19 protein-coding genes are annotated in these 21121 nt (G+C 69.0%); 12 read left to right on the plus strand and 7 right to left on the minus strand.

Annotation, left to right across the window (positions count from 1 at the left end; genetic code table 11):
• Positions 1-84: 84 nt before the first annotated feature.
• Positions 85-666, plus strand: coding sequence for a TetR/AcrR family transcriptional regulator (locus HCA44_RS11955; protein ID WP_346764687.1), 582 nt, complete (start codon positions 85-87; stop codon positions 664-666).
• 43 nt (positions 667-709) lie between these two features.
• Here HCA44_RS11955 and HCA44_RS11960 read toward each other — a convergent pair whose 3' ends face one another.
• The gene (locus tag HCA44_RS11960; protein WP_169648781.1) at positions 710-1228 is read right to left on the minus strand and encodes a hypothetical protein; all 519 of its coding nucleotides are present in this window, start codon (positions 1226-1228) and stop codon (positions 710-712) included.
• Positions 1229-1414: 186 nt separating this feature from the next.
• Here HCA44_RS11960 and HCA44_RS11965 point away from each other — a divergent pair, with 186 nt between their 5' ends.
• The 9 genes from HCA44_RS11965 (at position 1415) to HCA44_RS12005 (ending at position 10579) form a co-directional block, all read left to right on the plus strand.
• Positions 1415-2191: a helix-turn-helix domain-containing protein gene (locus tag HCA44_RS11965; RefSeq protein ID WP_169648782.1), complete on the plus strand. Its 777-nt coding sequence runs from the start codon at positions 1415-1417 to the stop codon at positions 2189-2191.
• Between the two features lie 51 nt (positions 2192-2242).
• Positions 2243-2824 (plus strand): TIGR03086 family metal-binding protein, encoded by a 582-nt coding sequence (locus tag HCA44_RS11970; RefSeq protein ID WP_169648783.1) that lies wholly within the window; start codon positions 2243-2245, stop codon positions 2822-2824.
• Positions 2825-3237: 413 nt separating this feature from the next.
• Positions 3238-4332 (plus strand): metallophosphoesterase, encoded by a 1095-nt coding sequence (locus tag HCA44_RS11975; RefSeq protein WP_346764688.1) that lies wholly within the window; start codon positions 3238-3240, stop codon positions 4330-4332.
• Between the two features lie 37 nt (positions 4333-4369).
• Entirely contained in the window at positions 4370-6109 is a 1740-nt protein-coding gene (locus HCA44_RS11980) for a sodium:proton antiporter (RefSeq protein ID WP_169648784.1), read from the plus strand.
• A gap of 96 nt (positions 6110-6205) precedes the next feature.
• Entirely contained in the window at positions 6206-6814 is a 609-nt protein-coding gene (locus HCA44_RS11985; protein ID WP_169648785.1) for a TetR/AcrR family transcriptional regulator, read from the plus strand.
• Entirely contained in the window at positions 6811-7728 is a 918-nt protein-coding gene (gene gluQRS, locus HCA44_RS11990; protein WP_169648786.1) for a tRNA glutamyl-Q(34) synthetase GluQRS, read from the plus strand. Before HCA44_RS11985 ends, gluQRS begins: the two co-directional genes overlap by 4 nt.
• Positions 7729-7836: 108 nt before the next feature.
• Positions 7837-8814 (plus strand): hypothetical protein, encoded by a 978-nt coding sequence (locus HCA44_RS11995; protein WP_169648787.1) that lies wholly within the window; start codon positions 7837-7839, stop codon positions 8812-8814.
• 153 nt (positions 8815-8967) lie between these two features.
• The gene (locus tag HCA44_RS12000; protein ID WP_169648788.1) at positions 8968-9699 is read left to right on the plus strand and encodes an RDD family protein; all 732 of its coding nucleotides are present in this window, start codon (positions 8968-8970) and stop codon (positions 9697-9699) included.
• A gap of 154 nt (positions 9700-9853) precedes the next feature.
• The gene (locus tag HCA44_RS12005; RefSeq protein WP_346764689.1) at positions 9854-10579 is read left to right on the plus strand and encodes a queuosine precursor transporter; all 726 of its coding nucleotides are present in this window, start codon (positions 9854-9856) and stop codon (positions 10577-10579) included.
• Between the two features lie 6 nt (positions 10580-10585).
• On the opposite strand, the gene tgt is transcribed toward HCA44_RS12005, so the two are convergent.
• A complete protein-coding gene (tgt, locus tag HCA44_RS12010; protein ID WP_169648790.1) occupies positions 10586-11830 on the minus strand; it encodes a tRNA guanosine(34) transglycosylase Tgt in 1245 nt (414 codons plus the stop codon).
• A gap of 77 nt (positions 11831-11907) precedes the next feature.
• Here tgt and HCA44_RS12015 point away from each other — a divergent pair, with 77 nt between their 5' ends.
• The gene (locus tag HCA44_RS12015; protein WP_169648791.1) at positions 11908-12285 is read left to right on the plus strand and encodes a nuclear transport factor 2 family protein; all 378 of its coding nucleotides are present in this window, start codon (positions 11908-11910) and stop codon (positions 12283-12285) included.
• Positions 12286-12331: 46 nt separating this feature from the next.
• Entirely contained in the window at positions 12332-15127 is a 2796-nt protein-coding gene (locus tag HCA44_RS12020) for a cation-transporting P-type ATPase (protein ID WP_169648792.1), read from the plus strand.
• On the opposite strand, the gene HCA44_RS12025 is transcribed toward HCA44_RS12020, so the two are convergent.
• The 5 genes from HCA44_RS12025 to HCA44_RS12045 form a co-directional block, all read right to left on the minus strand.
• Positions 15102-16388, minus strand: coding sequence for a hemolysin family protein (locus tag HCA44_RS12025; RefSeq protein WP_169648793.1), 1287 nt, complete (start codon positions 16386-16388; stop codon positions 15102-15104). The two genes, HCA44_RS12020 and HCA44_RS12025, sit on opposite strands and share 26 nt — an antisense overlap.
• A gap of 111 nt (positions 16389-16499) precedes the next feature.
• Positions 16500-17816 (minus strand): lipase family protein, encoded by a 1317-nt coding sequence (locus HCA44_RS12030; protein ID WP_169648794.1) that lies wholly within the window; start codon positions 17814-17816, stop codon positions 16500-16502.
• Entirely contained in the window at positions 17816-19423 is a 1608-nt protein-coding gene (locus HCA44_RS12035; RefSeq protein ID WP_169648795.1) for a GMC oxidoreductase, read from the minus strand. Before HCA44_RS12035 ends, HCA44_RS12030 begins: the two co-directional genes overlap by 1 nt.
• 168 nt (positions 19424-19591) lie before the next feature.
• Positions 19592-20140, minus strand: a complete 549-nt coding sequence (locus HCA44_RS12040; protein WP_169648796.1) for a TetR/AcrR family transcriptional regulator — start codon at positions 20138-20140, stop codon at positions 19592-19594.
• Between the two features lie 25 nt (positions 20141-20165).
• On the minus strand, positions 20166-21071 hold the full coding sequence (locus HCA44_RS12045; RefSeq protein WP_169648797.1) for an alpha/beta fold hydrolase: 906 nt from the start codon (positions 21069-21071) through the stop codon (positions 20166-20168).
• Between the last annotated feature and the right edge of the window lie 50 nt (positions 21072-21121).

The raw sequence follows: 21121 nt of genomic DNA on the forward strand, positions 1-21121 counted from the left end.
GGCGGCGACCGCGGTGGTGCCCAAGTCCCATTGGGTTGGACCAGCGAACGTCCGAACAGCTTTCGCTCAATCGAGGAGGAACATGTGGTTCGCACGCCTGGTCGACGCAACGAGATCATGACCCTGGCGGCCGAGTTGTTCGCAGAAAAGGGAGTGGGGGCGACGTCGGTCCGGGAGATCGGCGAGCGCGCCGGCGTGTTCTCGGGCAGTCTCTATCACTATTTCCGCAGCAAGGACGCGCTGGTACAGGAGATCCTGGCGGGGTACATGTCGGACATCCACCGCAGGTTCGGCGAGGTGGTCGAGCGGTCCCGTTCGCCGCGGGAGACGATCCGCGGCCTGATCCGTCAGACGCTGCTCGTGATCGACTCCCATCCCCATCCGACGGCCATCTACCAGCACGATCGGCAGTACCTGCGCGAGCACGGACTACTCGACGCCGTGGACACCGCGTCCCGCGAGGTGCGCAGCTACTGGATCGACGCATTGCACGCCGGTGTCGCGGACGGCACCTTCCGGTCGGATCTGCCGGTGGAGATCTTCTACCGGGCCGTGCGCGACTCTCTCTGGGCCACCATGCACTGGCCGGGGCGCGACGACTACAGCACCGACGACTTCGCCGAACTGCTGACCACGTTGTTCTTCGACGGCTTCCTCCCCCGATAGCGGGCCCCAGCCTCAGCGATCGAGCGGTCCGCTCTCGTCGTGTTCACTCGTCGAGCGTCGTGAGGATCGGCGTTCCCGACGGATCCAGCGCCCACCAATGTTCCTCGGCGCCCTGCCCGTTGGTTTCCCCTGCGGCGTCGTCGAGCCGGTTGCGGTACAGCGCCATCCCGTTGACGACCACCTGATAGCCGCCGTCGTCGAGGCGCACGGTGTCGACGGCCGCACCGGTCAGTCCGGCTGTCGCGGGGTCTTCGGTCGCGGACGTGACCGGCACCCACGAGCGTCGGCACACGTCGTTGCAGTCGCCCGGCGGCGCCGGCGCCGCCTCGTCCTCCAGTTGCGCGTAGAGCGTGAATCCCTGTGAGTCGGTCTCGACCGGGCCCAAGGCCGAGTCGCCGACCTGGACGACGGGTTGCCCGACGGGCGCGGGCGGTGACGTCGGCGCCGTGGTCGGTTCGGGCTTCGCACCCGACGAGATGTCGTACGCGCACCCGGCGCACACGAGTCCCGCCGCCGCGACCGCCACGAGCGACGAGTTCCGCAGCCTCTGCCTTGTCGACATGACGCGCTCCTTCCGCACTCGACCTGGCGCGCGCTGGCGCACCGGGGCGGTCCGGGCCCGCCCCACACTCTGTGTTCCAGTGCACTCCTCCGCGGCTACCTGCCGCAGCGCTTTCGCAGGTCCCACCGGCTGCCGCAGCGCGCGACATGCCGCGCCGTGTCGGGGTGCGCGCCTACGCTCGGCATCATGAGCTGGTATCGGCCGGCCCCGGCCGCTCCCGATCTGCACGACGCGCTCGTGTGCACGTGGACGGCCGCCACCGAGGGCACGCACCTGCTGGTTCCCGACGGGTGCGTCGATGTCCTATGGATCCGCGGGGTCGGTCTGCGGGTGTGCGGGCCCGAGACCACGGCGTGGTCGTTCGCGCTGCCGCCCGGCACCGAAGCGGTCGGGGTGCGTTTCCGGCCGGGGGTCGCGGCCGCGGCGCTCGACGTGCGCACGTCGGACATCACCGACGTCCGGGTGGGCGTCGACGACGTTCTCGGGTCGGCCGTCGCGCGCAGGCTCACCGATCGGCTCGACAACGCCACGACCCCCGCGGAGCGCATCACGCACTTCGAGCACGCGGTGCGGCACTGGCACACGCGCGGCGACGATCCACTCGCGGCGAGCGTCCGGACGGCACTCGCGACGCGCAACTGGACGGTCGGTGCGCTCGCGGAGGCGCACGCGCTCACCGAGCGCCGACTGCAGCGCCGCTGCCACGACCTCTTCGGGTACGGCCCGGCGACGCTGCGCGGCATCCTGCGTCTGCAGCGGTTCATGGCGTCGGCCGGGGCGCAGCCGCACGCCACGCTCGCCGACCTGTCGTATGTCGCCGGATACAGCGATCAGGCCCATCTCGCGCGCGACTGCAGGCGCATCGCGGGCATGACGCCCAGCGCCCTGCTGGCGAGCGAGGCGCCCCACTGGCACGGTGTCGGCTCGGCGGTCGCGGCCACGCGCCGCGAGCACGTTGCGTGAGTGTCGGTTTTGTTCAAGCGTTCGCCGACATGGCCGACGACACTCGACCCCATGAACTCCACCGAATCCGTCGGCTCACCAGCCGCCCTGAACGCCCCCGGCCGCTACCGCACACTTGCCGCGAAATTCACCGACCGTGTCGAGGCGGTCCCCGCGGACGCGTGGGACAACCAGTCGCCGTGCAGTGAGTGGACGGTGCGCGACGTCGTGCGGCATGTCGTCGACACGCAGCATTACATCGTCACCGTCGTCGGTCTCGCCCTGCCCGACGCCACGTCCCCCGACACCGACCCGGTCGCGGCATGGCGCGAGACGCGCGACGCGATGCAGGCCGTCCTCGACGACCCCGAGCACGCGGCCCGCGAGTACGACGGGCACTTCGGCCGGACGACGCTCGGCGACACGATCGCGAATTTCTACTGTTTCGATCTCGTCGTCCACGGCTGGGACGTCGCGCACGGCGCGGGCATCGACGACACGATCGACGACGCGGACCTCGAATGGATCGATTCGCTGCGCGGCGTGATGGGCGACAACATCCGCATGGACGGCGTATGCGGTCCCGAGATCTCGACACGAGAGGGCGCCGACCTGCAGACACGCGTTCTCGCCTACCTCGGCAGGACTGCCTGACGGAAGCCGCGTGCGCTTGTAGTGTCGGCGCATGGCGGAGGCGAGGGCGAGCGCGACGGCATCCCCGGTGGCCGCGGTCGCGCTCGTTCTCGTGGCCGCCACTGGATGCGCGCCCGAGATCCCGAACTCGCCGCCTGCCGCGGCCACCGCCGTGTCGCGGTCCGCGCCGGGCGAGGGCGTGTCGGCTTCGGTCCCGATCGAGAGCGTCGTCGCGGCAGCGGGGACGACGACACAGGTGCCGGTCACCGCCGCCGAACACGAGTACGGCGGGAACTCGTCGACCAGTCGTCGTTTCGACGAATATCCTTACGTGCGATACGACCTCGCACTCGCCGACGCGCCCGGCCCCGTCGAGATCTCGTGGCACGGCAGGTCGGTCAACCTCAACGATCTCGCTCTCTACACNGATCACGTTGTCGGGCACCGTCGCCACCGACGGTGAGGCGCTTCAGGTGCTCGTGATCGACGAGCCACGCGCGCACGACGTCTTCGCGTCCGAGCCGGACCGCGCGTTCGCCGATCCCGGCACGTACGACGCCGCACTGTTGCACATGACGGACACGCAGTACCTCGCGCAGCGCGCCCCCGAACTGTTCACGGGCATGACGCGGTGGACCGCGGACAACGCCGCCGACCGCAAGATCGACTACGTGATGCACACGGGCGACCTGATCCAGTCGTGGATCCGCTTGAACGGCACCGACGATGCCGCGCGTCGCGAGTTCGCGCTCGCCCACGACGCGATGTCGACACTCACGAACGCGGGCGTGCCGTTCGGCGTTCTACCGGGCAATCACGACAACAAGTGGAACGTCGCGGGGCGACTCGTTCCCGGCATGCACGACGAGAACAACGCGCTCTTCAACGAGTACTTCGGACCGCACGAGTTCGATTCCCGGCCGTGGTGGGGTGGCTCGGTCGCCCCCGACGACAATTTCGCGCACTTCGATCTCGTCGAGCTCGCGGATGCCGAATTCCTCATGTTGAGCATCGGATTCAACCCACCCGAGCACGTGCTGCGCTGGGCCGAAGACGTCCTCGACCGCTATCCCGACCGCAATGTCGTCATCGGAGCCCACTACTACCTCGACGACGACGGACGGCTCCGCATGAGCGGATTCGGCGACACCGGCAGCGCGGGGCAACAGATCTGGAACCGCCTCGTGGTGCCCTACGAGTCGGTCGTGATGGTGCTCTCCGGGCACGTCGACGGGCAGACGACCGTCACCGATCGACCGATTCCCGGCACCGACCGCCGCGTCGTCGAGATGCTCGCCGACTACCAGGGCTTCCTCGTCGACGGCGAACGGCGCGCCGACTTCCAACGGCTGTTGCAGTTCGACCTGGACGGCGGGCGGGTCGCGGTCGACACGCATTCGCCTGCGCTCGACAGCTTCGCCGTCGAAGACTACGACCCACAGCGCCGCTACGGCGCGGACGACGGGGAGTTCGTCGCACCGGTGCAGTTGCGGGGCGATCTGCCCCGCGCGGTGATGGCGGGCTCGTGAGCAGGCGGCGGGCGGTCCGCGGGAAGGGTGGTGGCCGATGGACGTCATGGTGATCAGCACGATCGGTGTCCTGGTGATCGTCGCGGTCACGGCGTTCGCGCCGCGCGTGGGCGTCGCCGCGCCGCTGCTGCTCGTCGCGGCAGGCGTCGCGATCGGGTTCCTGCCGTTCGTCCCCGAGGTGGATGTCGACCCGGAATGGATTCTCGCGGGACTGCTTCCTCCGCTGCTGTATTCGTCGGCCGTGAACATGCCGACGATGGACTTCCGGCGCGATTTCCGCACGATCTCGGCGTTCTCGGTGATCCTCGTCGTGGTGTCGGCGCTCGTCGTCGGGTACACGATCCACTTCCTCGTGCCCGACGTGGGCCTCGCCACCGGCATCGCGCTCGGTGCCATCGTGAGCCCCACGGACGCGGTCGCGACGGCGATCGTCCGCAAGTCCGGCGTTTCACCGCGGGTCGTCACGGTGCTCGAAGGGGAAAGCCTGCTCAACGACGCGTCGGCGCTGGTGCTGCTGCGCTCGGCGGTGGCGGCGACCGCGGGGGCGGTGTCGCTGTGGGGTGTCGCCGGGGACTTCGTGTTCGCGGTGGTCGTCGCGGTGGCGATCGGTTTCGCGGTGGGCCGCGTCAATCTGCTGGTCCGGAGCAAACTTTCGGAGGCACCGGCGAGTGTCGCGGTGTCCTTCGTCGTGCCGTTCGTGGCGTTCGCACCCGCCGAACATCTCGGCGCATCGGGCCTGGTCGCGGCCGTCACCGCGGGTCTCGTGACAGGGCACGGCTCCCCGCGATACCTCAGGGCCGAAGACCGCATCAACGAACGCATCGTGTGGCGCACTATCGAGATGCTGCTCGAGGGCACGGTGTTCCTCGTGATGGGCGTCGAGCTCTACGCGCTCGTCGAGGACGTCCGCGATCAGCACGGCAGCCTGTGGCTCGCACTCGGCTTGGGTGGTGTGACGGCGCTGCTCGTCCTGGCGGTGCGGGCGGCGTTCATCACGGTGTCGCTGTGGCTCCTCGCCCGGCGCGCCCGGCGCGGCCCCGTCGTACGCGAGAAGCTCGAAGAGATACGCGCCGACCTCGACCGCGGGACCTTCCGCAAGCCCGCGGACGGCGCCGACGAGCGCGTCCACGACGCCTACCGGAAGCGGCTGCGCCATGCCCGGATACGCACGTCACAACGCATCTCGGATATCGACTACCTCACCCAGCAGGCGCTCGGCCCGCGCGAGGGCGTCGTGCTGTTGTGGGCGGGGATGCGCGGCGCCGTCACGCTCGCCGCGGCGCAATCCCTGCCACCCGATACGACCCAACGCTCGGTGCTCATCCTCGTCGCATTCGTCGTCGCGGCCGGCACGCTGATCGTGCAGGGCGGCACACTCCGGCGACTCGTGCGCCGCCTCGGCCTCGCCGACGCAGGCAACGGAGCCCCCGACGACGACCGCGAGCTGCGCAGGCATCTCGCGGACCTCGCCCGTGCCCGGCTCGACGACCCGTCGCTGCGCAGAGCCGACGGCTCCGCGTATTCGCCCGACGTCGTCGCGCGGGTGTCGGAACGGGTCGGGGCGCGTGCGGACGAGATCCCGGAGGATGCGGGCACCCACGCGGAAGTGGCCGAGCTTCGTGACCTGTTCGCGGACCTGATCGACAACGAGCGCCGCGAACTGCTCCGGCTCCGCGACGTCGGCACCTACAGCTCGCAGGCACTCGCCCGTGCGCTACGCCGGCTCGACTCGGTGCAGATCGGCATGCAGGTACGCGCGTCGCAGGACGACGACTGAACTCCCCCTGTGAGCACTTTGCGAGTCTCCGCACGCTTGTTTCACTCACGGGGGGAGCGTGGAGACCTTCGTCCATACACATATAAGGTCTTCGGCATGACGGCGCGCCGCTACTCCTCCACCAGTCCTGAACAGCTGGCCACGGCAGTGTTCGACGTCGCTGCCGAGCAGGGGCTGGACAACGCGAGCGTGCGGGAAGTGGCGAAGCGTGCAGGGGTGTCGATCGGCGCCGTTCAGCATCACTTCGCGACCAAGGACGCGATGCTCGACTACACGCTGCGCGGGCTGCTCGACCGCCTGCTGCACCACGTCGCGGACCTGCCCGACGACACCGATGCCCGCACCGGTCTCACCGCACTGCTCGGCGAGCTGCTGCCGCTCGACGAGCGCCGCACGCGCGAGGCGCACGTGCGCACCGCGTTCGCGGTGCGCGCCGTCACGTCTGTGTCGCTCGCCGAGATCCGCCGAGGTGCGATGTTCGCGCTGCGCAGCCGCGTGTCCGCGTATCTCCTCGAGTTGGGCGCCGACGAGGTCGAGATCAGCGCCGCGCTGCTGCTCGGCGCGGTCGAGGGGCTCGCGCTCGACGCCCTGTCGGGCACGCCGCCGCACTCGCACGACTACCTGCGGCACGCACTCGACCACCAGATCGAACTCGCCGTGCGCGGCCCGCGGGGCGGCGCCCGCACGATCGAGCTCGCCAGTTGACGGCGGGCCGCTTCGCGCCAAGCCCGTCGGGCGACCTGCACCTGGGAAATCTGCGCACCGCGCTGCTCGCATGGCTGTTCGCCCGCACCTCCGGCCGCACCTTCGTCCTGCGCGTCGACGACCTCGACCGCGTCCGCCCCGGCGCCGAAGAGCGTCAGCTCGACGACCTGCGGGCGCTCGGTCTCACGTGGGACGGGCCCGTCGTCCACCAGAGCGAACGCGTGGCGCTCTACGACGCCGCGATCGACCGGCTGCGCGACCGGGGTCTCGTCTACAAGTGCTTCTGCACGCGGCGGGAGATTCTCGAGGCCGCGTCGGCGCCGCACGCGCCGCAGGGCGCGTACCCGGGGACGTGCCGCGACCTCACCGCCGCCGAACGGGCCGAGCGCATCGCGGCCGGCAGGCCACCGGCGCTGCGACTACGTTCCGATGCCCACTCGTTCACGGTGCACGACCTGCTGCACGGCGAATTCACCGGCGTGGTGGACGATCTCGTGCTGCGCCGCAACGACGGCACACCCGCCTACAACCTCGCTGTCGTCGTCGACGACGCCGATCAGGGAATCGACCAGGTGGTCCGCGGCGACGACCTGCTGTCGTCGGCGCCCAGGCAGGCCTTCCTCGCGAGCATCCTCGGGCTGTCGGCTCCGACGTACGCGCACGTGCCGCTCGCACTGGGCCCCGACGGCAGACGACTCGCGAAGCGCGACGGCGCCGTCACCCTCGCCGACCAGCGGTCACTGGGCCGCACTCCCGCGGAGGTCGTCACGCTGCTCGCACGGTCGCTCGGCCTCGCGAGCGAGGGTGAGTCGGTGTCGGCGGAGGACCTGCGGGCACGTTTCGATCCCACTCGGCTTCCCCGCGACCCGTGGGTGGTCGGCGCCGAGGTCACCGCGGGCCGAGCACACCCCTGAATTCGCGTCCGCGGTACGCGCGCCCCGATTCTCCCCGGAACAACGCTCTCCGCACGTAGCCTGTGTGCACAGGAATCATGCGCGCTCGTCTCGACCGAGGAGATCCACATGACCACCGGCGGTTTCGACCCAGACGACAAGAGCGAAGGCAACCAGCCCCGCGGCAGCAACGGGCCGGAAGGCGGCAATCGGCCCGGCGGCGAACCGCAACAGGGTGGCCCCGGTTCGGAGAGCGGCTACCCGCCACCCCCACCCGCCGGCAGCACTCCCCCGCCCGGCGGATATCCCCCGCCACCGGGCAACTACCCGCCCCCTCCCGGCGGGAACGTACCGCCGCCCGGCGGATATCCACCTCCCCCCGGCAACTACCCACCGCCCCCGCCCATTTCGGGCGAGTACGGTGCCGGGCCTGCGGCACAGATGAACTCGCCTCAGCTGGGCGTCGGCGCGGCAGTGAGCTACGGCTTCAAGAAGTTCGGCAAGAACTGGACGGTGTGGGTCGGCATCCTGTTGATCGCATTCGTGATCCAGGCGATCCTCGCACTGGTTTTCCCGAACGGTGAGGCCGACACCAGTGACTGGTCGGCGGCCGTCACGGCGTCGTACACCTTCTGGGGCATCGTGGGCGCCCTCGTCACCACCATCGTGGGCTGGCTCATCCAGGCTGCACTGGTGCGCGGCGCACTGTTCGAGCTCGACGGCAACCGCCCGAACATCGGGTCGTTCTTCCAGTTCAACAACGTCGGTGCCGTCATCCTCGCGTGCTTCCTGGTCGGCATCATGACGACGATCGGCTTCTTCGTCTTCGTCATCCCCGGCATCGTGCTGGTGTTCCTGTCCTGGTGGACAGTGCAATTCGTGATGGACCAGAACCAGGACGCGCTCACCGCGATCCGGTCGAGCTTCCGCACCATCTGGAGCCACTTCGGCCCCTTGCTCGGGCTCGCCGCCGTGCTGGTGCTGCTCAACATCGCCGGCGCGATCCTGCTGCTGATCGGCCTGCTCGTCACCGTGCCGGTCACACTCATCGCGTCGACCTACGCGTACCGCGTCGTCACCGGCCGTTACGTGTCGGTCCCCGACTGAACCGGCTGATTCGGTCCTCTTTCCTCACGGCACAATCGTTTTCCCACACCGCCCGGCCGAACGACGACCGTGCACTCGTGCAGATGTGATCTGTCTGCGTAGAGTGCACGGTTGTCGTTCGAGACACGGGCGACTGGAAACCGAGGGGAAAAGATGACCACGGGTGGGTTCGATCCAAACCAGAGCCATCAGCAGACGCCGCAGTCCGGGGGGACCGCACCGTACGGACAGCAGCCGTACGGTGACCAGCAGTACGGGGGCCAGCCGCAGTTCGGCGCGCAGGCACCACAGCCGCAGTACCAGAACCAGCAGTCCCCGTACCCGCAGTACCCGAGCCAGCCGCAGGGCGGGCAGCAGTACGGCACCCCGCCCGGGTACGGGCCGGGCATGACGCAACAGTTCTCGATGCCGCCGCAGTTCGATCAGCAGTTCGGCCGCCGTCCCGCCGACCTCGGCAAGCGCTTCGTCGCACGTTTCATCGACGGTCTGATCACCGGCCTGCCCAGCGGCATCGTCGGCGGCTTGATCGTCATCGCCACCGGCGGGTCGTATGCAGGCGTCGCGATCGCCGCGCTGCTGACCGCGCTGGTGCCGGTCGCCTACTTCGTCGCGCTCGAGACCTCGCGCGGCGCGACCCTCGGCAAGCAGGTCATGGGGTTGAGCGTCACCGGCCCGAACGGTGAGAATCCGACGCCTCAGCAGTCGCTGCAGCGCAATGCGTTCTACCTGGTGGCGTTGCTCGGACTGGTCCCGGCCCTCGGCGTGATCGGCAACATCGTCGTGACGATCCTGTACATCGTGATCGCGGTGACGATCAGCCAGTCGCCCACCAAGCAGGGACTGCACGACCGCTTCGCAGGCGGCACACAGGTCACCCAGGCGTGACGACGTGCCCGGCGGTGCGCACCGGATGCGCGCCGTCGGGCAGCGGGTGCCCGGATTCGCGCGGCAGCGCGGTCTGATGCTTGGATGGCGCGCGGCAGCGCGGTCTGATGCCCGGATTCGCGCGGCAGCGCGGTCTGATGCTTGGATGGCGGGCGTGAGCGCACCGCACGACACCGACCGCGAGCACGCCACGTTCGCGCACGTAGGCCGCAGCTACTACCCCATCCTGGTGGCCCTGTTCACCGCGACGCTGTTGATCTCCAACATCTGCGCCACGAAGGGCGTCGCTTTCTTCCCCGGCGAGGATCTCTCGCTCGGCCCTGTCCAGATCCTGCCGATCATCACCGACGGCGGGTTCTTCCTGTTTCCGCTCGCGTACATCCTGGGCGACGTGCTGAGCGAGGTGTACGGCTTCAAAGCCGCGCGACGCGCGATCTACCTCGGTTTCGGCGCGCTGATCCTCGCCGCACTGTGCTTCTGGATCCTGGTGGAGTTGCCGTCGGCCGAGTTCTACGAGAACCAGGAGGCGCTGCGCACCGTCGTCGGTGTGTATCCGCGGCTCCTCGCGGCAGGCCTCGCGGGTTATCTCGTCGGTCAGCTGCTCAATTCCGCGACTCTCGTGCTCATCAAGGAGCGCACCAAGGAGAAGCACCTGTGGGCGCGGCTCATCGGGTCGACCGTGGTGGGCGAGATCGCGGACACGCTGATCTTCTGCTCGATCGCGGCGGGCGCGATCGGCATCTCGACGTGGGACGACTTCGTGAACTACGTGGTGGTCGGGTTCGTGTGGAAGACGCTCGTGGAGATCGTCGTGCTGCCGGTGACCTACCGTGTGATCGCGTACGTCAAGAAGCACGAACCGACGTACAACCCCGCCTGAGCGGGTTCAGCGGTAGAAGCGTCCCAGCATCTCGGCTTTGAACTCGTCGAATCGGCCCTGCTCGATCGAGGCGCGGATGTCGTCGACGAGCCGCACCGTGAAGCGTTCGTTGTGGATCGTGCACAGTGTCGCGGCGAGCATCTCCTTCGCCTTGAACAGGTGGTGGAGGTAGGCGCGGGTGTAGTGACGGCACGTGTAGCAGTCGCACGTGTCGTCGATGGGTGTGAAGTCGCGCCGGAAACGGCTGGTGTTGATGTTGAACCGGCCGTCGGGGTGGTAGATCGCGGCGTTGCGGGCCACACGCGACGGGTTGACGCAGTCGAACGTGTCGGCTCCGTTCTCGACGGCGGTGAAGAAGTCGTCGGGCTCGCTGATGCCGAGCAGGTGCCGCGGCTTGTGCTCGGGCAGTTCGTCGGTGCACCAGCCGACGATGGTGCCGAGGTTCTGTTTCTCGAGCGCGCCGCCGATGCCGTAGCCGTCGAATCCGCGGCCGGTCTCGCCGACGATCGACTCGAGACCGCGGCACGCCTGCCTGCGCAGGTCTTCGTACTGCGCGCCCTGCACGACGCCGAACAGAGCCTGGTAGGGGCGATGCGCACGCTCGGCGGTGAGTTTCTCGTGTTCGGCGATGCACCGCACCGCCCACGCCTGCGTGCGTTCGACCGACTGCTCCTGGTAACCGCGCGTGTTCATGAGCGTGGTGAGCTCGTCGAACGCGAAGATGATGTCGGCGCCGAGCTGATGCTGGATCTGCATCGACACTTCCGGGGTGAACCGATGCCGCGAGCCGTCGAGGTGCGACTTGAAGGTGACGCCGTCGTCGTCGACGGTGGCGAGACGTTCTTTTCCTTTCGCGATGACGTCGTCGGAACGCACACCGACGGCCTCCATCGCGAGGACCTTCTTGAATCCGACACCGAGCGACATGACCTGGAAGCCGCCGCTGTCGGTGAAGGTCGGCCCGTCCCAGTTCATGAACCTGCCCAGCCCGCCCGCCTCGTCGACGATGTCGGGGCCCGGCTGCAGGTACAGGTGGTAGGCGTTCGCGAGCAGCGACTGCGCGCCGAGTTCCTTCATCGACTCCGGCAGGACGGCCTTGACCGTGGCCTTGGTCCCGACCGCGACGAACGACGGAGTCCGGATGTCGCCGTGCGGGGTGTGGATGACGCCGGTGCGGCCCGGCCGGTCCTCGAGCCTGGTCCCGACGGTGAAGAAGGGGTCGGCGGGAGCAGGTGGAGCGGGATCGGTCACCCGTGCATCTTGTCACGCGGCGAAACCCGCAGTTCGCTTCGCCTGTCCGAATTGTGATTCGGCGCTAGCGTTACGGCATGAGCATCTCCGAGATCGCGACGGTCCTGGCCTGGCAGGACGCGGTGAACGCGAACGACATCGGCACGCTGCTCGATCTGTCGAGCACCGACATCGCGATCGGCGACGCGAGCGGCGCCTACCAGGGCCTCGACACGCTGCGCGACTGGGCCGCCGAAGGCGGACTCACCCTCGAGTCGGGCCGCATGTTCGAGTACGACGGCATCGTCGTGGTGGAGGAAACCGAGACGTGGGGCACCGAGGACCACCCGGACAGTGCGGGTGCGCTCGCGTTCCGCGTGGTCGACGACCAGGTGGTGTCGGTGTTCCGGCATCCGACGCTCACCGACGCACTCGAGGACACGGGACTGAGCGAGAAGGACCTCTGGGAAGGCTGACGCCGCGACGGGGGTGATTCCGCCGCACCGATCGAAGGAGTGATGCGTGGCCGACCCAGAACAGTCCGGTAGGTCGACACGGGCCCCGGAATCTCCCGAGGCCACCGAACCTCGCGAAGCCTGGTACCTCCACTCTGCCGACGACGTCGCGCAGCGGTTCGACGTGGACCCTGCCCGCGGGTTGGGCGCGGCGCAGGTGGAGCGCCGGTTGTCCGAGTACGGACTCAACCGCCTCGCGGAGGCGGGCCGGGTGCCTGCATGGCGCAAGGTGGCGCAGCTGCTGGCCGACAAGATGACGATCGTGCTGGTGATCGCCGCGGTCGTCAGCGCCGCCGTCTCGCACGAATGGGAAACGCCGGTCGTCATCCTCGCGGTCATCACGCTCAACACGATCCTCAACTACGTGCAGGAGAGCCGCGCCGAGTCGAGCCTGCAGGCGCTGCGAGATCTGTCCGTCGCGCATTCGCGCGTGCGTCGCGACGGGCGCGAACAGGAGATAGACCGGGTCGATCTCGTGCCGGGCGACATCGTGCTACTCGAGGCGGGCGACGCGGTGCCCGCCGACGGCCGCGTGCTCGAGGCCGCGCGGCTGCAGGTCGCCGAGTCGGCACTCACCGGCGAATCACAGCCCGTCGACAAGACGGTCGAGACGCTCGACGAGGTGGATCCGCCGATCGGCGACCGCACCAACATGCTGTTCATGAACACCGAGGTGACGCGGGGCCGCGCGACGATGGTCGTCACCGGCACCGGCATGGGGACGCAGATCGGCACGATCGCGACACTCCTCGGCGGCGCGGGCACCGACAAGACGCCGTTGCAACGCCGCATCGACCAGCTCGCGGGTTTCCTCACCGTCGTCGCGCTCGTCGTGGTCGTCATCGTGTTCGTCCTCGGTCTGCTGCGCGGCCAGTCGTGGTCGGAGCTGCTCATCACCGCGGTGTCCCTCGCGGTCGCGACGATCCCGGAGGGGCTCACCGCCGTCGTCGCGTTCACCCTCGCGATGGGTGCGTCGCGCCTCGCGAAGCAGGGCGCGATCATCAAACAGCTGTCGGCGGTCGAGACGCTCGGTAGCACGACGCAGATCGCGACCGACAAGACCGGCACCCTCACCCTCAACGAGATGACCGTGCGCCGCCTCGAAACCGACGGCCACGCCTTTCGCATCACGGGCGAGGGCTACGGCACCGACGGCAAGCTGCTCGCCACCGACGACCGGCCCATTCCGGATCTGCGGCGCACCTTTCTCGCGATGTCGCTGTGCAACGACGCGTCGGTGGCCGACGGCACGCTCGTCGGCGACCCCACCGAGGGCGCGCTCGTCGTGCTCGCGGAGAAGGGCGGCATCGACGTCGGGGGCGCGCGGCGCACGCATCCGCGTATCGCGGAGGTCCCGTTCGACTCCGACTACAAGTTCATGGCGACCTTCCACCGCACGACCAACGCGGGCGGCGAGAACGGCATCCGCTGCTACGCCAAGGGTGCGCCGGGCGTGCTGCTCGCCCGCGCCACGTCGATGCGCACCGAGGACGGCGGTACCAGGCCGCTCGGCGACGCCGACCGCGATCGCATCATGGGCGTCGTCGAAGAGCTTGCGTCGGACGGCCTTCGGACGTTGATGATCGCGGGACGCACGTTCACGGGCGAGCTGCCCGCGGGCCAGTCGGTGCTCGAGGAGAGCGTGCAGGAGCTGACGGTGTACGCGATCGTCGGCATCCTCGACCCTCCGCGCCCCGAGGCGAAGGACGCGATCGCGGTGGCGGACGCCGCGGGCATTCGCGTCCACATGATCACCGGCGACCACCTCACCACCGCCTCGGCCATCGCACACGACCTCGGTATCAGCGGCGAGTCGGTGTCGGGCAGCGCACTCGACGACGTCGACGACGACGAACTGCGCACGCGTGCCGCCCATTACGGCGTGCTCGCCCGCGTCGCCCCCGAACACAAGATCCGGTACGTCAAAGCCCTGCAGGCCGACGGCGAGGTGGTCGCGATGACGGGCGACGGCGTCAACGACGCGCCCGCCCTCAAGCAGGCCGACATCGGTATCGCGATGGGCATCACCGGCACCGACGTGTCCAAGGGCGCCGCGAAGATGATCCTCACGGACGACAACTTCGCCACGATCGTCGCGGCCGTAGAAGAGGGCCGCGGCATCTACGCGAACATCCTCAAGTTCGTGAAGTTCCAGCTCACCACTGCATGGGGTTTCGTGCTGATCTTCCTCACCGCGGGCGTGCTGGGGCTGGCCGGCGGCGCGCCGTTCACGGCGCTGCAGATCCTGTGGGTCAACATCATCATGGACGGACCACCCGCGCTCGCCCTCGGCGTCGACCCCACCGAACGGGACACGATGCGCAAACCGCCGCGCCCGCCGAACGAGCCGCTGCTCAACCGCTTCCGCCTCGGCCGGATCCTGGCTTTCGGCGTCGTGATGGCCACCGGCACGATCCTGGTCCTCGAGTTCGCTGACGACGTCTTCCCCGACAGCGCAACCGATCCGCTGTTCGCGACCACTCTCGCGTTCACGACGTTCGTGTTCTACCAGGTGTTCAACCTGCTCAACGTGCGCTCGGACACGGCATCGGTGTTCTCGATGCAGACCTTCACCAATCACACCATCTGGATCGCCCTCACGGGCGTCGTGCTGCTGCAGATCGCGGTGGTCAACGTGGGCTTCTTCGAGTCGCTGTTCGACACCACTGCACTGAGCGGCAACGAGTGGCTGTTCGCGGTGGCCGTCGCGTCGTCGGTGTTGTGGGTCGAGGAGATCCGCAAGGCGATCATGCGTGCGTACCACCGACGTTCGGAAGCTACTGCTCCTCGGGTCGCGGCCTGAGCAGGATGTGCCCGACGCGGCGCCGCGTGACGTCGAGAACCTCGAGGCGGTAGCCGCGGATGTCGACGACGTCGCCTGCGTCGGGGATGCGGCCGAGCCGGTCGAGCACGAAACCCGCGACGGTTTCGTAATCTCCTTCGGGCAGTTCGATTCCGGTGACGCGCGCGAACTCCTGCAGGATCAGCCCGCCGTCCACCCGAATCGTGTCGCCGCTGCGCACCACCGCGTCCTCGGGCTCGATGCGGGAGTCGTACTCGTCGTAGATCTCGCCGACGACTTCTTCGACGATGTCCTCGAGCGTCACGATGCCCGCGGTGCCGCCGTATTCGTCGAGTACGAGCGTGATGTGGTGGTTTCCGCGGCGCATCATCGACAGCGTCTCGAGCACGCGATTGGTGAGCGGCAACGCGAGGATCGGGCGTACGACCTCGCGCACCGCGCCGCTGGTCGGGCTGTCGAGCAGATCCCGGATGTGCACGAATCCAACGACGTCGTCGACGGATTCGCCGATCACCGGGTACCGCGAGTACGCGAGGTCGTGCACGGTCTCGCGGGCGTCGTCGAGCGTGGCGTCCGCGTCGAGGAAGAACACCTCGGTGCGCGGTCTCATCACCTCGCGCAGCGACCGGTCGCCCGCACCGAGCACGTCCGTGAGGATCGCGCGGCTGCCGTACGCGAGGCCCTGCGTATCACCCACCGCGTACGCGAGTTCGTCGGCGCTCATCTCCTCGGTCTTCGCCTCGGGATCGCCGCCGAGAAGACGCACGACGGCATTCGTCGACACCGACAGGAACCAGATGACGGGGCGCATCAGGTTGGCGAACGCGCCCAGCGGCGGCCCGAGCAGCCTCGCGAAGCCGACCGCGCGCTGCATCGCGAGCCGTTTGGGCACGAGCTCGCCGAGCACGAGCGACAGGTACGCGATGATCAGCGTCAGCACCAGAAAGGCGACCGTGTCCGCGGCCGACTCCGACAGTCCCCAACCCGACAGGATCGGGGCGAGGTCCGGAGCGATCGTCGAGGCACCGTACGCCGCCGAGAAGAAGCCTGCGAGGGTGACGCCGATCTGCACCGCCGACAGGAAGCGGTTGGGATTACGTGCGAGCGCGGCCAGCTTCTCGCCGCGCGAACCTTCGCCTTCGAACTGCTTGATCTGGCTTTCGCGCAGCGACACCATGGCCAGCTCGGTACCCGCGAACACGCCTCCGATCAGGACGAATACCAGGACGAGCGCGATGTTGACGAGCGTCTCGGTGTCCATAGCGTGAATCTAGTGCAGGCCCGAGCGGGCACGATGTCACATTGTGTGCATCCACCGCACACAATGTGACATCGCGACCGAAGGGTGGCGGTGCGGCCCGCCGGGTGCGGCTCAGCCGATGCGGCACCCGTCGGCGTGCTCTCCGGAGAGCGACTCCAGCAGGAACGGCATCACCTTGTCCTGCGCGTAGGCGTCGACGATCTGCGGCCCGAAGTGGTCGGGAATCGTGAGCCCGGGCGCGATCGCCGGCATGTCGTTGGTGTCGAACGTGATGTCGCCGCCCTGACCGCACCAGTCGTCGGCGAGGCGACGCGACTGCTCGTACGGGATCGTGTCGTCGTTGACGCCGTTCGTGATCAGCACGGGCGCGGTGGGCACCCGCTTGCCGATCTTCTGGTCCGCGAGAACCGGTCCGGCCTCGGGAATCTCGCCGAGCCAGTCGAGCATGCTGCGGCCGTCGACCGTGAGGTCGCTGGTGTTCAGGAACGGCTGCTTCAGGATGACGTCGCCGATGCATCCGGTGGCAAGCCGGTCCAGTGTCGCGCGGCCTTCCGGCGTGACGATCTGGTCGACGCGTGCGCGCAGCTCCGGATTGCGGTCGACGAATCCGTTGAGCGCGTAGCCGATGACGCCGCCGATCAGGGTGCCGTCGACCTGCCCCAGCACCGACGTCAGATCCGCGACCGGGGCACCTGCCCACACGCCCTTCAGGTTCACATCCGGGGCGTACGACGGCGCCAGCTCGGCCGCGGCGGCCGTGGCGCCGCCGCCCTGCGAATAACCCCACAGCAGCACGGGCGCGTCGCTGTCCCCGGCGATGTCGTTCGCGGCGCGTGCGGCGTCGAGCACGGCGTGGCCCGTCTCGGCGCGGTTGGCGTACGTGTGGATGCCGGGTGTACCGAGCCCGATGTAGTCGGTGAGGAACACCCGCGCCCCGAGCTGCGACCAGCGGCTCGCGGACACGGCCTCCTGGTTGACCGAGAACGACGGCTCGGGCGTCGTCGTCGCGTACATGCCGTTCGCGAACGCGGCCGACGGCGCGCAGTGGTCGGCCTGGCCGGTCGTGCCCGGTGCGATGACGACGGTCGGCCGCTCCCCCGGGCCGTTCCACGGGCCGGTCGAATCGACGAATGTGCCGGTGACAGCAACCGGTTCGTCGTCCTGCGTCCGTGAGGTGAACATGACCTGCTGCGCAGACGCGGGCCACGCGCCATCGGACCCGGGCGCGACGGCGAGCGCGTCGATCGGCTCGGTCTTCACCACTGCGCCCGGCTCGGCGGGCAGGCTCGCGGGCGGCCGGTGGAAGCCGTCGACGACCGTGTCGACAGCTTCGGGCGCGGGTGCGGCACCTGCCGTACTCGCCGTGGCGACCGCGACACAGCATGCCGCGGCCGCCACGACCCCCCTCCGGAATTTGGTGGCGCTCATCAGATCGTCCTCCCCACATCGGTGCGCACCAGGTTGTCCAGCGCGCGCTCAGCCACCGCGGCGATCGTCATCGACGGATTGCACGCGGCTGTGTTGCCAGGCATGAGCGCACCGTCGAGGACGTACAGACCGCGCTGGCCGTGCACGCGTCCGTCGACGTCGCACACGTCGCCCATGTTGGCTCCGCCGAGTGGATGCCACGTCGACGGCACGATCTTGTTGGTGTCGGTGAGCATCCCCGTCGGTCCCACGATCGCCTGGGCGGTGGGTCCGATGCTGCCGTCCTGGATCGCGTCATCGCCCTCGCGAGGCCACGCGATGACGCCCTGGTCGGCGCCCGCGTCGTAGCGAATGCTGCCGCGGCCGTTGCTGACGCCGTAGCCGACGAGCATCGTGCTGTGCATGTCGAGCGACATCGACGGGATCGACGCCTGGATGACCGTGTGCGCCGTAGCGGGGTCCGACCAGTTGAGGCTGCCGTAGACGACGGGCCCGCCCTGTTCGACACCGAACGGCTCGGTGGGATCGGACCACACGTAGATGCGGTCGGCATTGGTGCCCCAGCCTTCGCCGAGCCGGTCGGGCAGGTCGGGGATCGCGCCGGTCGCGGCGGCCCGGACCAGGAGCTTGGTGGTGTTGACGCTGCCTGCGGCCATCACGAGCGCACCGGTCGTGAGGATCAGGTTCTCGACCACGGCACCGGTCATGTCGATGCGGTCGACGTGCACGACCCACCGGCCGTCGGCGGCGCGTTCGACGGCACGCACCTCGTGGCACGTGCGGACGTCGACGAGGCCGGTCGCCTCGGCTTGTGCGAGGTAGGTGACATCCACCGAGTTCTTGCCGCCGTTGTTGACTCCGATCGCGCAGTCGCCGTTGGTGTACGACGGCGCCATCTCGCCGCGGAGTTCGGCGAGCGCGTAGTCCCAGTCGATCGGCATCGGGATCTTCTCGAGCGGTAGCCCGGCGTCGCGGACGCGGCGCGCGAAAACGCGGGCCGGCTGGTAGTTGGGCGACTCGACGAGCTCGTCCGGCGCGACCTCGAGGCCGAGCATGCGCGAGACCCGCGGGTAGTACTCGCTGTCCATGGTGGCCCAGTCGATCTCGCCGGGAAACCACTGCGCGAACACTTCTTCGGAAGGCTGCAGCGACATGCCCTGGTAGACGAGTGATCCGCCGCCGAGGCCTGCCGCACACATCGCCGTCATGTTGTCTCCGACGACCGCCTCGAACAGGCCCGGGTACGGGTCGAAGGCGACGGGACGACCGAACAGCTGCGGATTGGAGCGGCACCACAGCGCGCGCTTGTCGGGGGCCGACGCGCTCGGGAAGGTGTCGGCATCGGGACCGGACGGCCACCGGATGCCGCGCTCGAGCACCACGACGGGCACGCCCGCCTGAGCAAATCGCAGCGCGCTGACGCCGCCGCCGAAGCCCGAGCCGATCACGACGACGCGGTGGTCCTGGCGGGTGACCGGGACCTGGCGGACCCGCGCACCGACGGGTGCCGCATGCGCCGCGGCGCCCGACCCCAGCGCGATGCCCGTTGCTGCGACCCCGCCCGCGGCGACACCGCTCAGGAATGCCCTACGACTGATGCTCGGCACGCACTTGCCCCTCCCGGCGACGCGTCGGGACGCATCGCGACGTCACGGTTGCAGGACGGCCCCGGCTCGTCGCGAGAACTGTTCTGCCCAACGGGAGCAAAAACTAGACAGATCCAACGAGAGTGTCAATCTTCACACCGAGCGTCGTGATGTGTCACAAGGCGCCGATCACCGGTTCGCGAATGCGGGACCGATCCAGCGGTGGAGAAAGGCCCGCAGGTCGTCGTCGCTGCGCGACTCGTGGTCACCGAAACACACCACCGACCAGCCGAGATGCACGCAGAGTTCGACGATGTCGTCGAGCCGCGGGGCAGTCCCCGGGAAGCGCGTGCGCAGCGGCGCGAGCAGTTCGAGACCCACGACATGCGCGCGTTCGAGTGCGCCCGCGTCGAAGACCGGGTTGCCCGTGCCTGCCCGCAGCAACGCCCCGAGCAGCGGATCGGTGCGGAATATGCGTCGGCATTCGACGATCAGTTCCACGACGTACTCCGCGGGCGTCGCCGTCTCGGCCAAGCGCGTGTGGAAGCACGCGACGACGCCCCCGAGGTGGTCGACCATCGCCTGCGATACGAGGTCCTCGCGCGTGCCGAAGATCGAGTACACGGTCTGACGGGTGACACCCGCACGCTTCGCGACGGCCGCGATCGTGACCCCCGCGAAGCCCTCGGACACGACGACCTCCTTGGTCGCCTCCAGCACCTTCGTTCGCGATCGCACCGGGCCATTATCGCCGCATCGGCCCTTACGCGTGCGCGTCGGCAAGCTCCCGGATCGCCCGCGCGAGCGGCTGCCACGCGTGCTCGGGCAGGTCGTGGCCGACACCGGGCAACACGAGAGTGCGCGAGCCGGCGATCTCGGCCGCGATGACGTGCGCGGCCCGTGTCTTGATCAACGGATCGTCTTCACCGTGCACCACGAGCGTCGGACGCGTGATCGCACTGATCGGACGGCCGTTCCACTGGGCACCGATCTGCCGACTCTGCGCGGCGCCGTCGTGCACTCCCGGATCGGGGCGTGCCTCGAGCGCGGCGCGAACCGGAGCCTCGTCGAAGCGTCGGCGCGGAGAGGCCAGCAACCGGGCTACCGCAACGCCCGCGTCGACAGCGCCTTGGCGGGTGTCCGGGTACTTTCCGCGCGCCAGCTTCGCGAGCGTGCGCAACCGGATGAACCGAAAGGTGCGGAGACCGGTGACGTCCCCGGGCACGGCGGCAATCGTGGTGAGAGTGCGCACCCGTTCGGGGCGGCGCAGGGCGACACGCTGCATGAGAGCTCCTCCGAGGGAGACGCCGAGAACGTGTGCCGAAGCCCAACCCAGCTCGTCGAGGACGGCGAGCGCGTCGTCGGCCATGTCTTCGGCGGTATACGCCTCGCCCCGGCGGGCGGCCAGTGCGGCGACGGGATTCCGAGTGCGGACGGGCGGAAGGTGCGTCGATTCGCCGCCGTCGCGCTGGTCGTACCGGGCGACGGCGAACCCGTACTCGGCCAGTTGCCTGCAGAAGCCGGCGGGGACGGCGTGACGGTCGACGCCGAGGCCGGTGGCGACGAGCAGCGGTTCACCGTCGGATCCCGGCTGGTAGCGATCGAACGCGAGCCGCACCGGCCCATTCACCGCCCAGCGCCGCGGGCCCCATGTCTCGTCGCCTGACATACCTGCCTCCAATACAGAGTTCACCGAACGCAGTTCTACTGTAGACCGGA

Origin of the sequence: Rhodococcus sp. HNM0569, assembly GCF_012726205.1 — a bacterium.
Lineage (GTDB): Bacteria > Actinomycetota > Actinomycetes > Mycobacteriales > Mycobacteriaceae > Rhodococcus_F.